Here is a 16,703-nt window from a genome sequence, read left to right as displayed (position 1 = left end):
TACAAAAGTTTCAAAGAAATATTTATTTGTTCTAAAATAATTATAATTCTAAATCTAACTGGTTGATTTTCTGTAGATAAAAATCTACTTTTTGATTCGCTTTATTGAAAAATAATTTTCGATCTCGTGTTCCAGAAAGATTTAAGGACTTCGAATTCTTGATTTGGTGCAAAAAATATTCAGAAGCATTGTCACAAGTAGAAATATCTTCGGTAATAAAATAACCCAGCATCGTGTAAGGAATAAAAAGTGATTTCTTTTCTGGCTTTGACATCAACACATTATTGTTCAAAATCAAAAGTTCGTTATAATACAAATGATAGTTTGAAGAATTTTTACTGGATTTTTCCTCTGCTTTTTGCAATAATTTTTTCAAGTCATCATAAAGTGAAAGTGCGTTTTGATGTGACAATAATCCTGATTCAAAGAAATATAAAATCTGTTGCAACGTGCTGTTTATCGTCGTGTCATTCCAAATTTCGTGTACTTCTGAATTGTCATAAACTGTCTGCAATTGCGAACTGTACTCCAAAAGTGATTGATCTAAAGTAAATTTCTCGAAACTTTCCTGATTTTCACTTCCAATCAAAAGATTCAGCCAGACATATAATTTGAATTTAGAAAGGAAAGTTCCTCCAATGGTATAAAACAGCGGAATATCTTTCGCAGAATAATACATTTTAGAATTGCTTCCATAATGTTTTAAGTTGGAAGCGGATTGTCTGAAATAAGTGGCCAAATCTTCTAACGAATGAATTTCTTTCGTCTTTTCTGCAATGACTTGATTTTCTTTTCCGCCAAAAATTTTATCCATAGAAATTGAAAAATGCTGGCAAAGCTTGACAGTTTCATCAATAGAAAATTTGCTTTTTGCCGAAACTCTTCGGTGCGATGCGTCATAACTTATTTGCAACACAGAAGCAATTTCTTCGATTAATGAAGAATTATTGTCCAATTGCTTTCTGATTTTTCCCAGTAAAATAGCTTGGTTATCCATGTCTTTTGCGATTATCGCAAATATAAGATTTTAAATTATTGTTTAAAGCAAATTGATGTGTGTATTTCGCAATAAGTTTGGATAATAATTTAAACAAAATCATTATGAAAACAGTTTCAATTTTATTGTGTTTTGTCTTTTTTTCTTGTGCTTCAAGCGATTTTAGAAAAAAAGATATGTTAGAGATTAATCAAAAAATGAATGTAGAAATTCAAAATCAGCCCACAAATATTGGCGGAGTTGATTTTCTCGAATTATTCGGGATTAGTCACAAAGCTACTGATGTCAAACTTAGTTTTGATGATTCTGGAGATTTGAGAATAGTGTACAATAATCCTGATTTTAAAAAGCCACAGCAACAGGTTTTTAAGGGAAAATTGAAAAAAAAATACTTCGAGATTTATTTCGAAAAGAAAAAGGTTTTTTTTCCGCCGGTTTATTGCAAGACAAAAATTGACAGACTTCGTATTGCAATTGCAAAAGATTCTACGCTTTTTACCCAAAAATTTTATGAAAGTAGCAGCATGTTTCTGCTAATGGCTGGAGGCACAAGCTACAATTCTTACAATCGATTTGCTATTAATACATCTTTAAAAAAATAATTATGAAAACTAAAATTTTAGCATTACTAGTCTTTTTTTCAATAAGAGGATTTTCACAAGACAGTTTACAAGTTCCAAATTTGAGATCGCAATTGTTCAGTCTTTCTCCGATTTCAAAAAAAGTGGATAATGTCAACGGATTGACTTTTGGAATCGGTCATATAGATAACAAGAAAATTGTTTCTCAGACAATTAACGGAATGAATCTAGAAGTAAATCCTGCGCCAATAGCCGGAGCTTTAGTTGGATTTATGATGATTATGCATACTCCAGAGTTTATTAAAGCGCACAAACGAGACAAAAGTATTGCGGTTGAGGATGAAAGATTTATGAAAATTAAAGATTGGACAACGACGCCAAATTTGAAATTAAACGGAATAAATTTAAGTACTGGATGCTTTTTTACAACAACAAGCATGAACGGTTTGAATATTTCGCTTGGCAATAAATTCAATAATTTTAACGGAATTTCTTTGGCGCCACTCGGAACATTGGCAGGGAAACAAAATGGATTGTCTGTTGGAATAATCAATGGAAACAACCAACTTTCAGGTGCTACTTTTGGAATTTACAATCAATCACAAGATTTAAATGGTTTGCACTTTGGTGTCATAAATCGGGCGAAAAGAAACGACGGACTTCAAATTGGGGTTTACAACAAGTCATTTTCAAAAGGTTTTCAACTCGGAATTTGGAATGTAAATAGCAAAAGATCTTTGCCTTTAATAAATTGGTAATTATGAAAAAGCTATTAATTATTTTGATTTCGATAATTGGTTTTCAAGCAAAAGCTCAAGATTTTCTTGATGTTTCTTCTGAAACAGATTATGAGAGAATTTATGTGGAAGCTGGTTTTTTGCAACCTATTGGAAAACTCTCCAAGCAATTTGAAATGTCACCCTCGTTCGGCTTTTGGTTTAGAAATAAAATTAACAAGGAAGATTTTGTCGACTTAGGATTCAATTTTTTTATTCCTAAAAATCCTGTGGAAGCTAATTTTAAGTACCAAGATTCTATCGTAAAATACAAATCAAAATACTTTGGAATAAACATCGGAACGCGGTTTTCAAAAGTAATTCCGCTTTCGCAAAAGGCAACTAATTTCAACGCAGAATGGAACTCAGCAATCGGTTTGGCTTTAAATGTTTATAGTGCGCCAAATACTTTGCAATTTGAAAAAGGAGAGCATTCTGGCGAAGTTTTGACAACTTTTTTTCTGTCACAAGGAGTCAAAATAAACTATAAAAACGTGGGTTTGCAATGTCATTATCAATGGTCACCGTATGGACTTTTTAATGAAAAACTCGAGAAAGGTTTTGGTTCGCAGAGTTTAATGTTTGGTGTCGTTTACAGGCAATAAAAATAAACCCCATTTAATCAAAATGGGGTTTGTAAATTATTCAACAATAAAAGTTTCTTTTAAAGATATTGGCTCTCCTTTTTCACTAAATCCTTCAACTGAAATTTCATAATTACCAGGAATATCAGAGGTAAATAGCGAAATTTTTGTGTTTTTTTCAGTCAATTTTAACTCCGGAAGCCACAAAAGCTGTTGCCTAAAATCTGGAATTCTAGAACTTTTTGTTTGGGCATCGTAAATTTGCTCAAAGTAAATTTTTTCTTTTTGCGGTACGGCATCAAAATTAAAATTGAAAAACTTTGTTGAAAGCGCGTCGGTATTAAAACTTCCGTCTTTTGTAAAAATGCTCACAAATCCGCTGGTCACGGTTCCTCCATAAATATATCCTTTTGGAACAATGTTTATTTTTTCGATATTTTTTGCATCATAATCAATAATATCACTAACATCTTGAACAAGAATTCCATCAACTAACGTCAAAACGGGTTCTTGAACTTGCGTTTGTGCTGTAAAATCTTTTAAATGAAATATGTATTTTCCACCGCTTCTTGAGTAACTCATCTCTTTTACAACTTCAGTAATGCTTTGCCTTAATGTAGCAAATCGAGTATAATCATCGAGTCGATATGACTTTGAAGATGGGTCATAAAAATATTTTTGATTAACTGCTGTGACGCTGTCGGTTTTCTTAGAAAAATATGCATTCTCAATTTGACTAGAAATAGATCGTTCTTTTAAAGTATTTTTAATTTTTGAATTTATTTTGAAATTATTTGCAACACTTAATTTACTTAAATCGACTGTTTCCTTTTTATTTATTGACACAGAATATTGTATATTTTTTTCTCCGATGACTTGAATTACGTATTCTTGATTTTGGTAATTTTGGTCAATAATGAAAAAGAATTCACCTTGTTTGTTTGTTCTTACGATTTTAAAAACAAAAGATTTTCCGGGAATGCTCAAAGCAACTGCGATATTTTGAACCTGCAAATTTTTATCTTCGGCCTCAATTTTTCCGGATATTAATTCGCCTCTCATTTCTGGTAAAATTATTTTTTTTGAGTCTAACGAAACGGATGACTTATTCGAATTATTTTTAAAGTCAAATGCCGAAAACATAAAGGGACTTGGTAATGAATCAGTTTTTCTTACGGAAACAGAGTAATTTCCGGACAAATTTTTGCTTGAAGTGAAATTAATTATGGCTTCTTCTCTTTGATTGAATGTTTTTTTATTTAAATTGACTTTTAATTCTGAAGTGCTATTTGTCGGTAAAGAATTACCGTTCACTTTTGTAGCAACATAATTCTCATTTTCTTTCGCGATATTGTTTTCAGAAAGTTCTTCAAAAGGATTTATAATAAAAATTTCTTGCTGAAAGACATCAGATTCTTTCTTGTTAAGCATCCAAGTTGTGTAAGCGATTAATTTGTACGTTCCTGTTTTTAAAGTAATTGGAACAAATAAATCGGATTTAGCCAATCCTTCTTTTAAAAATAATTTATGTTTTACAATACTGTTTTTCTTTGAATCAATCAGTTCCACATAAGCCACTTTACTTATTTGAGAAATCGTATTATCAACCTGATTTAAACTATAAATCTTATAAAACAGCGTCTCTCCAGAGACAAAAGTGCTTGCGTTTAAGTGCAAGAAAAGTGATTCTGGCGTAGTTTTTTCAACTGATGGCGCGCTGAAAACTGTATTTTGTTGTGCGCTTAAACAAAGCGAAAACAACAAAAAAAGTGCTGATGTTATGTTTTTATTTATTCCCAAAATGAAGGTATTACGTTAGAAGAAAATGTCGTGCAGTCGCCACACGGTGGTGGAACCATGTAATAAATGTTAGCTTCAAAATTAAAATATAACAAGTTGCCGGTATTTACAATATGAATTAAATCAGCTCTAGGATTGATTTCCGGATTAAGGTCAAATATTCCAGGATCACAATCAATTTTAAACGGAGGCAAAGGTTCGCCCGGAAATAAATCAGCATAATTAAAGAAAATTCTTTTCTTTGAAACAGACGCAACATCAAAAAAACCGATTACTTTTTCATTCGCGTCGGTTGTGCTCTTTATGTTTCCAGATAAAAAACCTGGTTGGGTTTGCGACAAAATACTTTCTGAAGAGGATAGTTTTTGCAACGTTGCATAAAAGTTATAGGCAAATAAATTTTCTACATATTGCTTAACCAAAATGCTGTAACGGTGTGAGATTATATAATTTTGATCGCTGATAAATCGCACTTCAAAATCTTGAACACGGTCTTCACTTTGTTCTGCCGTCGATTTTAAAATAATTTCGTTCGATAGTTCAGTAGAATAACAAATTTTTGAATCGTTATCTCTGATCGTGTAATAAAAATCATCGACTGGAGGCTCATTATAGTTTAAATTTAACGCCACCCACGAAGGGCTGACGATTTTAAAAGTCTCTTCATATTCATACCGATAATATTTGGAAGTTGCTGTTGGATCAAAACTATTCACGTTCAACTGCACGCCACGTTGTCCTTCTTTCGTGGTTACAATTGCGTTGACATCAGAAATTGGAATTGAAGTTGTTAGTATTTCTTCGTTTGAAATGTATGATTTTCCATCGCTTGTAGTTATATTCAGTTGATATTTTCGCTGTGGCATTGCTTGAAATTCTGAAACGGAGATATATTTTCCATTATCTTCTTCAAAATCATAGGTATTACCCATATCGTCTGAAACATATACAGAAGCGCCACTTTGAAATGTTGGACCGTTGTCTTCAAATCGATATGTTTTTGATAATTTAACCTCGTGCTTTTTAAGCTCATTTGTGATCGTAGCTTCGATTACAATTGCTTCTTCAAAATTCGTTGATTCTAAATGATAAGGATCAACGCAACTGATCGTGCTAATGATTAGCAATATAAAGCAAGTTGTTTTTATTAGAAATTTATTTTTCATGCCCATTTAGAATTTGAAATTATACGTCACCGTTGGAATCGGAATCGCAAAAATTGAAGTTTGATATGCTTTAATTTCTCCACTTTGAGTTACAAAATAAATAGAATAAGGATTATTTCTGCCTAACACATTATAGACTGAAATGTTCCAAAAACTGTGTGCCAATTTTTTAATTTTATGATTTCCTTCGATATTGAATCCAACATCTAGCCTAAAATAATCTGGAATTCTAAATTTATTTCTGTCGCTGTAAAGTGTATATTCGGCATTTCCATATTGATAAGAACCAATTGGGTAAGTGATTGGTCTGCCGGTTTGATAAATAAAATTAGAAGAAAAACTATATCGTTCAGTAATTTTATAATTTAAAATTAAACTAAAATCGTGTGGCTTGTCAAAATTTGCTGCAAAGAAATCACCATTGTTTACCCTGTTTTCAGTGAATTCACTGTCTAATTTTATCAATGTTCTCGAATAAGTATAGCCAAGCCATCCGTTTAATCTTCCAGCTGTTTTTTTGATTAAGAATTCAACTCCATACGCTTTTCCTTCTCCTTGCAAAAGTTCTGTTTCTATATTTTCGTTTAAAAGCAATGTCGCTCCAGTTTTGTAATCTAAAAAGTTTTTTGATTTTTTATAATAACCTTCCACGCTTAGTTCTAAGTCTTTTGAGTTGATGTTTTTAAAGAAACCAACTGAAAACTGTTGTGAAACTTGTGGCTTTACGTTCATGTCAGAAAGTTTCCAAGTATCTGTTGGCGATTGAGTAGTATTGCTTGAAAGTAAATGAATATATTGATAAGCCTTGTCATAACTTGCTTTAACCGAGAAATCGTCAGCGATAAAATAACGAGCTGAGATTCTAGGTTCTAATCCGCCGTAAGTTTTAAAAGCTTCGTTCTTTTTAAAATTTCGCGTTTCAATAACAGATCCGTTAGTAATTGGGGCGCCAGCTTGGTAAATTCTTTGTGTAGATTCTCCTAAAGCCGAAAAAGTAGAATAACGCAAACCAATATCGACTAAAAGTTTGTCGTTAATCGTGTAGCTGTCAGAAATGTGAATGCCAGATTCTAAACCTCTTTCTTTATCAATGTCAGTTCTGTTTAAAAGCGAACTTTCATTTTTTGGATTTAAGAATCCAGGTCTAATTCCGTATAATTTGCTTGAAATTCCGTAAGTAATTTTGTGCTTGTCATTCAACAAATAATTAAATTTTGCTAAAATTTGCGTTTCATTTAATTTATATCCAAAATCAAAGGCATTCAAATTATCGCTGTCATAGTCGATTCCAAATTTATATTCAGTATTTGTAAGGACTAATTGGCCGTTATTTTTATCATTAAATTTGTGATTGTATTCTAAAGTCGCGAGCCTGTTGCTATAATTAAAAAGAGAATCAGATGAAATATTGAACTTGTCATTACTCATGTAAAATGTGGCTTCAATTCTATTATTTTCGTTAAACTTGTGGCTGTATTTTACAATGGCATCATAAAAAGAAGCTTTACTATTTTTTAAGTTTTCATCGTCTAAAGATTTCAAAATCCAGTCAGAATAAGTAGCTCGGCCGCCAACCATAAGACTTGATTTTCCTTTTATTATTGGTGTGCTTACTGCAAGATTGCTTGTGACCGGACCAATTGCTCCTTCGCCGGAGAATTTATTTTCATCGCCACTTTTTGAAGTTATGTCAAAAACAGATGAAAGTCTTCCGCCAAATTCTGCAGGAATACTTCCTTTGTATAAATCTGCTTTTTGTGTCGTAAATGGATTTACCGCCGAGAAAAAACCAAAGAAGTGCGACGGATTATAGATTAATCCGTTATCTAAAAGAATTAAGTTTTGATCTTCTTTTCCGCCTCGAACACTAAATCCTGCAGCGCCTTCGCCAGTTGTTTTCACACCAGGTAAAATGGTAACGGCTTTAAAGATATCGCGTTCTCCAAGAACTAAAGGAACCCTTTTTAAATTTTCAAGATCAATGGAAGTTACACCGGTTTTTGTGCTAACCAATTTCTCATTTGCCTTCGCATTAATCAATACTTCTTGAAGAAGCGTTACATTTTCTGATAACTCAAGATCAAGTTTTCCATCGCTATACAAAACCACTTTTCGCTCAATCTTGTTGAAATCTATCGATTCTGTTTCTAAAGTTACGACACCACTTGGAACTTGCAATGTATAAAACCCTCTTTCGTCGGTGATAGCGCTAATATTTTTCCCTTTTACTCGAATGGTTACATCAGGAGCAGGCTTGTTCGTTTTTATATCTTTTAAGTATCCGGTGAGTTTTTTTGATTTTTTGTTATCAGTTTTTGACTCTTTTCCTATAAATATAATGTTTGGATCAAAATCTTTCTCAGTTTGCACTATTGGTTGTTCACGAAAAATAGGACTTTCGACATTGCCTGAAGACGCAGGATTTTCAAGTGATTTACCAAAATAATTATCAGGAAGGTTGTCTCTGATAATATTATTTTTAGTTAAGACAATTTTATTGTTTTGAATTAAAAAATTGAAATCGGTATTTGATAAAACAGATTCTACGATTTCTTTTATATTCTTTTGCGAAAATGATTTAGATACGACCGTGCTGTCTTTTTCAATCCACTGTGGATCGAAGTAAAACCTGTATTTTGTGGTTGATTCGATTTTTTCAATCGCGTTTTTTAGCGTTGCATTTTGAAGTTCGAGATTGTAATTCTCATTATTATTTTGCGAATAAGAAGCATACCCAAAAGTGCACAACAATGCTAAGATTAAATTTCTCATATAAACTATTTGGATAAGGAATTGATTCGTTCTAATAACATTTCAACAAAAGACTTTTCATCAGATTTCTGAATAATTGAGTTTTCAGAATAAAAAGATTTTATTTGATTTTTCAAATCTGGAAATAACTGCTCGATAGCGCTTTGGCTGTATTTAAAATATTTTCCGTCGTGTAAAATTACGAATTGATTAAAACTAGAAAATTCACTGATTAACTGATTTTTATCGATTTTTTCACTTCTGGTTTTTGCATATTTCGTATATAAAATTAAATTTTTATCGAATATTTTCTCTTCAAAGTAACCGTTTAAAAAATTTTCCGAAGTTTTTTTATTGTATGTCAAATTCACAAAATTTCTGCCTAAAAAAGTAAAGCTTGACGTGTATTCTTTTTTGACAATTATCGATTTTAAGTCTTCGGTACCATTTGGTTTCAGTAGAAGCTCGTCATTGTAAGAATCGTAATTTATATATAAATCAGCGTAAAACTGATCTTCGTAAGAAACTGAACCAAGAGAAAATTTGGAATCTTTGAAATACAAATTTGAATTGTTGGTAATATATTGCTCATTAGCAATAAAACCGTTGCTGATGCTTAAATTTTCTTTGCCTATAGTCGCATCAAACCAATTAGATAGAGAATTGTTTGAAGATTGGGAAAAGCAAACTTGCGAGTATAAAATTATTGAGCAAACTGATAAAAGTGGTTTTGTGGTCATAATATCGAAAATGCAAATGGAATGTTAAGAAAGTAAATGTAGGTAAAATATCTTACAAAAATATTTCATAATTCATTTTAACACTTTTTGATTTCACGAATTAGATAAAACTTAAAAACCCCATCTCAAAAATGAAATGGGGTTTTAGTTGAATTAACCTTTAAAAAAGAATAATTATTATTTTCTGTCGTCTCTACGATCGTCACGTCTTTCAGGACGTGGCGCTCTTTCTTCTCTTGGAGCATTTTCATCTCTCGGAGGTCTTGGAAGCAACGCTTTTCTAGAAACTTTTTCTTTTCTTGTTTTTGGGTCTAAACCTAAGTATTTTACTTGAAAAACATCACCCATGTTAACAACATCAGTTACGTTTTCAGTTCTTTCCCAAGCCAATTCAGATACGTGCAATAAAACCTCGTTTCCTGGAGCTTCTGTATATTCTACAACTGCACCAAAATCCAACATCTTGATTACTTTCACTTCATAAGCTTCTCCCATTTGTGGTTTGAAAATGATAGAATCGATCTTAGCCAATACAGCTGCGATTCCGTCAGGATCAGTTCCAAGGATTTCAACAACACCTTGCTCGTCAACCTCGTTGATCACGATAGTTGTTCCTGTAGCTTTTTGCAATTCTTGAATTACTTTTCCTCCAGGTCCGATTAATGCACCAATGAAAGCACCAGGAATAGTACGCATGATGATTTTTGGAGCGTGAACTTTAACGTCAGTTCTTGGTTTGTCTAAAGTTTCAATCAATTTTCCTAAAATATGCAAACGTCCGTCACGAGCTTGAGCCAAAGCTTGCTCCATGATTTCATATTTCAATCCGTCAATTTTGATGTCCATTTGACAAGCCGTGATACCTTCAGAAGTACCCGTTACCTTGAAATCCATATCACCCAAGTGATCTTCATCACCTAAGATATCAGATAAAACGGCAAAACGATCTCCGTCAGTAATCAATCCCATCGCGATTCCAGAAACCGGACGGATCATTTGAATACCAGCATCCATCAAAGATAAAGTTCCTGCACAAACTGTTGCCATTGAAGACGAACCGTTTGATTCCAATACTTCAGAAACCACACGAATTGTATAAGGACAATCAGCAGGAATCATGTTTTTCAACGCTCTTTGAGCCAAGTTTCCGTGACCAACTTCTCTTCTTGAAGTTCCTCTCAATGGACGCGCTTCTCCTGTAGAAAATGGCGGGAAATTATAGTGCAAATAGAATTTTTCTTCTCCTTGTTCAGATGGTGAATCGATTTGGTTGGCTTCTCTAGAAGTTCCTAAAGTTGCCGTAGCCAAAGCTTGAGTCTCTCCACGTGTGAACAATGCAGAACCGTGAACTGATGGCAAGTAATCTACTTCAGACCAGATATCTCTGATTTCTGTAGTTTTTCTTCCGTCAAGACGTGTTCCTAAGTCTAAAGTTACATTACGAACAGCTTCTTTGTTAACTTTTTTGAAGTATTTAGAAACTAAATCTCCGTTTTCCAACAATTCTTCGTCAGTAAATAACGTTTTTACTTCTTCTTTTACTTCGTCAAATGCAGCTGAACGTTCGTGTTTAGCCGAACCTTTGCTTGCAATCGCGTAAATTTTATCGTAAGAAGCAGCTTTTACTTTTTCGTAAATTGCTTCATCTTCTCTTTCTCCTTCATACGTACGAACTTCTTTTTTTCCAAAAGCGGCAGCCAATCTTTCTTGAGCAGCGATTTGTACTTTGATGTGTTCGTGTGCAAATTTAATGGCTTCCACCATTTCTGCTTCTGAAATTTCTTTCATTTCACCTTCCACCATCGCGATAGAATCTGTTGAAGCTCCAATCATCATGTCAATATCTGACAATTCTAATTGTGCACGAGATGGGTTGATGATAAATTTACCGTCAATTCTTCCAACTCTAGCTTCAGAAATCAATGTTTCAAAAGGAATGTCAGACAAAGCAAGTGCTGCCGAAGCTGCCAAACCTGCCAAAGCATCTGGCATAACGTCTTCATCATGAGACATCAACTGAATCATAACTTGAACCTCTGCGTGGTAATCTGATGGGAAAAGCGGACGCAAAACGCGGTCAACTAATCTCATTGTTAATACTTCGTTGTCACTTGGGCGTGCTTCTCTTTTGAAGAAACCTCCAGGAAAACGACCTGCTGCAGCAAATTTCTCTCTGTAATCTACCGTTAACGGTAAAAAGTCGATACCTGGACTTGCTTTTCTTGCGGAAACAACTGTACCTAAAATTACAGTTTTTCCAATTCTTACTACTACAGAACCGTCAGCTTGTTTTGCTAAACGACCTGTCTCGATTGTGATGCTTCTGCCATCACCTAAATCGATGCTTTCTACAAATAATTGTGGAATCATAAATTAATTCTCTAATTGATTAAACAATGGGTTTTAGTTGTGTTGTAGTTGTTGTGTGTAGTTATTGTTCTAAAACCCAATGAAAAACCAAACTTTTATTGCAATATGTGTAAAAACAAAAAGAGGCGCGTGAGCACCTCTTTTCTATTGAATTATTTTCTAATATTCAATTCTTTGATAATCTCACGATATCTGTTGATATCTTTCTTTTTAAGATAATCAAGTAAGCTTCTTCTTTTACCTACTAAAAGTACAAGTGAACGCTCAGTGTTGTAATCGTGACGATTTTTTTTCAAATGCTCTGTCAAGTGGCTAATTCTGAATGTGAATAATGCGATTTGACCTTCTGCTGAACCAGTGTTTTCAGCTTTTCCTCCGTGTTTAGCGAAGATTTCCGCTTTAACTTCATTAGTTAAGTACATGCTAATATTATTTTAAATGATTATTATGTATGAACAAGTTTTTCTTATTCGTGTGCAAAGGTAACTATTAATTTGAGATTAAAAAATTTAAAGATTGAAGAATTTGAAAATTGTTCGAAAAAGCGAATGCAATCTTTTAATAATTAAATCTTTAAATTAAAATAACTTCGCTACTTCTGCATTTACAAATTCCAAGAATCTTTCGTCCAAGTCAGAAAATGGGTCCAATACATTAGAATCAATATCAATTTGTCCAATATTTTTTCCATCCACAAAAAGCGGCACCACGATTTCAGATTTTACCGTAAAACTGCAAGCGATATAATTATCCTGAGCTTTTACATCTGGAACCACAAAGTTTTCATTTGAAACTGCCACTTGTCCGCAAATTCCTTTCCCAAACGGAATTACCGTGTGATCAGTTGGCTCTCCGGCGTATGGCCCCAGTAATAATTCTTCTTTTTCGCCATTGCGGAAGTAAAATCCAACCCAGTCATAATAATCAATATTGTCTTTTAAAAGATGACAAAGCTGTAATAATTTGTCGTCGCGCAATGTGTCTTTATGGTGTAATATATCTTGAACCTTTGGTTTTAATTCTTCGAAAGTCATAATTGATAATTTTTTTACAAAAGTATTTATTTGACAGACGATAAAATTGTATAGTTTTGTTAAAACTCAATTTTTTGAAAAAGTATTTCCAGCTTTACCGCCCGTTTTTTATTTTCCTCCTAAAGTTTTTTGTGACTTACGGAATCCTTACTTTCTGCTACCAAATGTATTTGAATAGTTTTGATTCAAAAGAATTGGAAATCGACGGAATGACAAAATTTGTGGCCTATCAAACCGAAGATTTACTGCAATTCATTGGTCAAGACGCGTACACAATTCCGCATCTGGGGCAAGCGTGCATGAAATTATTTCTAAATGAAAAATATTTGGCAAGAGTAGTGGAAGGTTGCAATGCGATGAGCGTGATGATTCTTTTTGTGGCTTTTGTAATTGCTTTCAAAGGAAAACTGAAACACACAATCTTATTTTTAATCATCGGAGTTTTAATCATACATTTATTGAATGTCTTGCGAATTGCGCTGTTGACAATTGCGCTTTTCCATTATCCAGAATACGAACATCTGTTGCACGGCGTGATTTTTCCGTTGTTTATTTATGGAGTCGTTTTCGGTTTGTGGGTAATTTGGGTTCAAAAATTTTCGTCTTATGCAAAAGCTTCTTAACTATAAAAAGGAAATCGCCTTTTCAATTGCGCTCGTCTTTTTGCTGGCCATAATCCGTGCTTTTGAAGATTTATTTTATGATCCGTTTTTAAATTATTTTAAGACAGATTATTCAAATTTGCCTTTTCCCGAATATGATTCGCTCAAATTATTTTTCAGTTTATTATTACGATACGCTTTAAATTCGATCGTTTCTCTGGCGATAATTCAGGTTTTATTCAAGGATTTTTCATTGACCAAATTTGCTTCGGTTTTGTACCTGATATTTTTTATCATCTTAATAATTGCTTTTTTTGTCATCTTAACTTTTTCGGCGGAAGCCAATAATTTGCTTCTTTTTTATGTCAGAAGATTTTTGATCCAGCCACTTTTCGTGCTGTTATTTGTTCCAGCTTTTTATTATCAGAAGCAATTAGAAAAAAAAAATAACAAGTCATAAACAGTTTTTCCTTCGAATTTTTGATATGTTTGCAACGAATTAAGTTTCAATTCGATGAGTTTTAAAAAGAGTACAAGTTTAATTTTAGCATTTTTCCTATTGGTTTCCAATATGGGAATGGCTTTTAACGTGCACTTTTGTAGCGGAACAATTTCTTCAATTACGTTAAATTACAAGGTTGACGAAAGTTGCACAATTCCGGAAAAAAAAGCTCCCGTTAAAAAATGTTGTGCCGAAAAAGCAAAGGAAAATAAGAAATGTTGTTCTGATAAAAAGATTGAGCAAAAGAAAAAATCAGAACAAGTTGTCGTTAAAACTTTCTCTTTTAGCTCAGATCTTCCGTTTGTAATCAATGATTGGAAACCATTGGTTTTTGAAGCGCTTCCTGTTTCAACCAAACAAACTCCAATTGAATATTGCTGTGATGCCAATGCGCCACCGCTGTTCAAGCTCTATTCTCAATATATTTTCTACGCGTGAATTAATGTTTCAATGACAAAGCCATTTCTTGTGGCCAAAATTTCTTGATAACATTAAATCTTTTTTATGCAAAAGCAATTATTTCTGATTGCACTATTTTTAGTTTCCACTTTTTCTTTTTCGCAAGAATTAAAAGGAAAAATTACTGAAGCTACAACTGCAAATCAGTCACTTCCAGGAGCCAGCGTTCAATGGCTCAATACACAAATCGGAACAATTACAGACGAAAACGGAGAATTTTCTATTCCGTATAGTTCAGAAAATACACAATTGATTATCAGTTTTGTAGGTTTTGAAACCGATACCTTGACCGTAAATTCTTCTGAATATATCAAACATTCGCTTTCTCAAACCAAAAATCTTGACGAAGTTGTGATTAATAAGGAACGCAAAAGTTTACAGCGTTCAAATCTGCAAACTGCCAATGTTTCTACAATGTCAAGCAAAGAATTGTTGAAAGCTGCGTGCTGTAATTTGGCCGAAAGTTTTGAAACAAATCCGTCCATCGATGTAAATTTTTCGGATGCTTTGACAGGAACAAAACAGATTAAAATGCTGGGTTTGACAAGTCCGTATTTAATGATTACGGAGGAAAATATTCCTTCGGTTCGTGGCGCTTCACAAGCGTACGGATTATCATTTACGCCTGGAACTTGGGTGGAAAGTATTCAAATTACAAAAGGTGCGGGCTCTGTGGTAAACGGTTTTGAAAGTATTTCGGGACAAATAAATACCGAGTTAATCAAACCTGTAAATGACATTCCGTTTTTCTTAAATGTTTACGGTTCAACCGATAGCCGTTTTGAGGTAAATACGCATTTCAACAAAAAAGTTTCTGATAAATGGGCAACAAGTTTATTTGTACATGGAAACACTCGTGTCGCAAAAAACGATATGAATGATGATGGATTTTTAGACAATCCGTTGGCAAAACAAATCAATGTTTTAAACCGTTGGCAATATACAGACCTTGAAAAAGGCTGGGTAAGTTTCATCAATTTTCGTTACATGAACGACGATAAACAAACCGGTGAAATTGATTTTGACAAAGATCGCGACAAGCTGACAACCAATTATTGGGGTTCAGAAATCAAGACGCAACGTTATGATGTTTCGGCAAAATTGGGTTACGTTTTTCCAGATATGCCATATCAAAGTATCGGTTTGCAAACTGCTTTTAACGGTCACGATCAGGAATCTTATTTTGGTTTAAATCAATATGATATCAATCAAAAAAGTTTTTATTCGAACTTAATTTTTAATTCAATTATCAGCAATACGTTGAACAAATTTTCTACAGGTTTGAATTTTACGTATGACAAATATGATGAATTTGTGGGCGTTCCAAATATCTCCAGAGATTTTGATAGAATCGATAATTCTGTTGGAGCATTTTTTGAATATACGTATGATAACACCACTAATTTCAGCTTGGTTGCTGGCGCGAGGGTGGACAATCACAACCGATTGGGAACTTTTGTAACGCCAAGATTGCATTTAAAATACATTCCTTGGGAAAAAGCAACTTTGAGAGCTTCGGCTGGAAGAGGAAAGCGTTCTGCGAATATTTTTGCTGAAAACCAACAACTTTTTGCAAGTTCAAGAGTGTTTGATATTTTAAGTACCAATGGAAAAATCTATGGATTGGATGCGGAAATCGCTTGGAATTATGGCTTAAGTTTTATGCAAGGTTTCACGCTTTTTAACCGCCCAGCGGATGTTAGCGTAGATTTTTATAGAACTGATTTTCAGAATCAGGCCGTTGTCGATTTATATGCTTCGCCTCAACAGGCTTTGTTTTATAACTTGAACGGAAGTTCGTATGCCAACAGCTTGCAAGTGGATTTTAACTATGAATTGGCCACGCATTTCAACTTGAGAACAGCTTACAAATATTATGAAATTGAAACCGATTATTTGAGCGGAAGTGCCCAAAGACCGCTTCAGGCAAAGCATCGTTTCTTCGCCAATTTAGCTTATGAAACACACATTGCAGAAAAAGGGAAACAATGGAAATTTGATTTTACATACAATTGGTTAGGAAAACAACAATTGCCAAACACGGCTACAAATCCAGAAGTAGACAGACTTCCAGAATATTCTCCAGCTTTTGCCGTTATGAATGCACAAATAACCAGAACTTTTTCATCTACATTTGAAGTATATGTTGGTGGTGAAAACATTGGTAACTATAAGCAAGATAAAGCAATAATTGGAGCTGATAATCCTTTTGGACCAAATTTTGATAGTTCTATAATTTATGCGCCAATTTTTGGTCAAATGTATTACGCGGGTTTACGATTCAAAATAAAATAATAATAACTGAGGATGAGATTGCTTTCCCGATGTTTCGGGAAAAGCT

15 protein-coding genes are annotated in these 16,703 nt (G+C 33.5%); 7 read left to right on the top strand and 8 right to left on the bottom strand.

Translation table 11 applies throughout. The features are described 5' to 3' along the window. Positions 1–40: 40 nt before the first annotated feature. Positions 41–997, bottom strand: a complete 957-nt coding sequence (locus ACFPVY_RS09965; protein WP_379791840.1) for a hypothetical protein — start codon at positions 995–997, stop codon at positions 41–43. 104 nt (positions 998–1,101) lie between these two features. Between ACFPVY_RS09965 and ACFPVY_RS09960 the strand changes: the two genes are divergently transcribed. The 3 genes from ACFPVY_RS09960 to ACFPVY_RS09950 are packed head-to-tail and all read left to right on the top strand — an operon-like array spanning position 1,102 to position 2,959. Further along, the gene (locus ACFPVY_RS09960; protein WP_379791839.1) at positions 1,102–1,599 is read left to right on the top strand and encodes a hypothetical protein; all 498 of its coding nucleotides are present in this window, start codon (positions 1,102–1,104) and stop codon (positions 1,597–1,599) included. Positions 1,600–1,601: 2 nt separating this feature from the next. Beyond that, positions 1,602–2,336, top strand: a complete 735-nt coding sequence (locus tag ACFPVY_RS09955; RefSeq protein WP_379791838.1) for a hypothetical protein — start codon at positions 1,602–1,604, stop codon at positions 2,334–2,336. A 2-nt stretch (positions 2,337–2,338) separates the two neighbouring features. Beyond that, positions 2,339–2,959: a hypothetical protein gene (locus ACFPVY_RS09950; RefSeq protein WP_379791836.1), complete on the top strand. Its 621-nt coding sequence runs from the start codon at positions 2,339–2,341 to the stop codon at positions 2,957–2,959. Between the two features lie 36 nt (positions 2,960–2,995). Here ACFPVY_RS09950 and ACFPVY_RS09945 read toward each other — a convergent pair whose 3' ends face one another. The 7 genes from ACFPVY_RS09945 to ACFPVY_RS09915 form a co-directional block, all read right to left on the bottom strand. Beyond that, positions 2,996–4,738, bottom strand: a complete 1,743-nt coding sequence (locus tag ACFPVY_RS09945; RefSeq protein WP_379791834.1) for a hypothetical protein — start codon at positions 4,736–4,738, stop codon at positions 2,996–2,998. Beyond that, positions 4,729–5,904, bottom strand: a complete 1,176-nt coding sequence (locus tag ACFPVY_RS09940; RefSeq protein WP_379791833.1) for a DUF4249 domain-containing protein — start codon at positions 5,902–5,904, stop codon at positions 4,729–4,731. Before ACFPVY_RS09940 ends, ACFPVY_RS09945 begins: the two co-directional genes overlap by 10 nt. A gap of 6 nt (positions 5,905–5,910) precedes the next feature. Continuing rightward, positions 5,911–8,676: a TonB-dependent receptor gene (locus ACFPVY_RS09935; protein WP_379791832.1), complete on the bottom strand. Its 2,766-nt coding sequence runs from the start codon at positions 8,674–8,676 to the stop codon at positions 5,911–5,913. 5 nt (positions 8,677–8,681) lie between these two features. Next, positions 8,682–9,395 (bottom strand): hypothetical protein, encoded by a 714-nt coding sequence (locus ACFPVY_RS09930; protein WP_379791831.1) that lies wholly within the window; start codon positions 9,393–9,395, stop codon positions 8,682–8,684. 177 nt (positions 9,396–9,572) lie between these two features. Then, the gene (locus ACFPVY_RS09925) at positions 9,573–11,765 is read right to left on the bottom strand and encodes a polyribonucleotide nucleotidyltransferase (RefSeq protein WP_379791830.1); all 2,193 of its coding nucleotides are present in this window, start codon (positions 11,763–11,765) and stop codon (positions 9,573–9,575) included. A gap of 152 nt (positions 11,766–11,917) precedes the next feature. Further along, the gene (gene rpsO, locus ACFPVY_RS09920; protein WP_121375174.1) at positions 11,918–12,187 is read right to left on the bottom strand and encodes a 30S ribosomal protein S15; all 270 of its coding nucleotides are present in this window, start codon (positions 12,185–12,187) and stop codon (positions 11,918–11,920) included. A gap of 156 nt (positions 12,188–12,343) precedes the next feature. Next, positions 12,344–12,799 carry a GAF domain-containing protein gene (locus ACFPVY_RS09915; protein WP_379791829.1) on the bottom strand — a complete coding sequence of 152 codons (456 nt, stop codon included), beginning with the start codon at positions 12,797–12,799 and terminating at the stop codon, positions 12,344–12,346. Between the two features lie 74 nt (positions 12,800–12,873). On the opposite strand from ACFPVY_RS09915, the gene xrtF reads away from it, so the two are divergent. From xrtF to ACFPVY_RS09895, 4 genes are all read left to right on the top strand, one after another. Beyond that, positions 12,874–13,422 carry an exosortase family protein XrtF gene (gene xrtF, locus ACFPVY_RS09910; protein WP_379791828.1) on the top strand — a complete coding sequence of 183 codons (549 nt, stop codon included), beginning with the start codon at positions 12,874–12,876 and terminating at the stop codon, positions 13,420–13,422. Continuing rightward, positions 13,406–13,861, top strand: a complete 456-nt coding sequence (locus ACFPVY_RS09905) for an exosortase F system-associated membrane protein (RefSeq protein ID WP_379791827.1) — start codon at positions 13,406–13,408, stop codon at positions 13,859–13,861. The genes xrtF and ACFPVY_RS09905 overlap by 17 nt, the downstream gene beginning before the upstream one ends. A 54-nt stretch (positions 13,862–13,915) precedes the next feature. Then, entirely contained in the window at positions 13,916–14,341 is a 426-nt protein-coding gene (locus ACFPVY_RS09900; protein ID WP_379791826.1) for an HYC_CC_PP family protein, read from the top strand. Positions 14,342–14,407: 66 nt separating this feature from the next. After that, on the top strand, positions 14,408–16,657 hold the full coding sequence (locus tag ACFPVY_RS09895) for a TonB-dependent receptor (RefSeq protein WP_379791825.1): 2,250 nt from the start codon (positions 14,408–14,410) through the stop codon (positions 16,655–16,657). The last annotated feature ends 46 nt before the right edge of the window (positions 16,658–16,703 follow it).

Origin of the sequence: Flavobacterium qiangtangense, from assembly GCF_042658345.1 — a bacterium.
In the GTDB taxonomy this organism is placed as follows: domain Bacteria; phylum Bacteroidota; class Bacteroidia; order Flavobacteriales; family Flavobacteriaceae; genus Flavobacterium; species Flavobacterium qiangtangense.
This window is presented reverse-complemented; position numbering and strand designations above follow the sequence as displayed.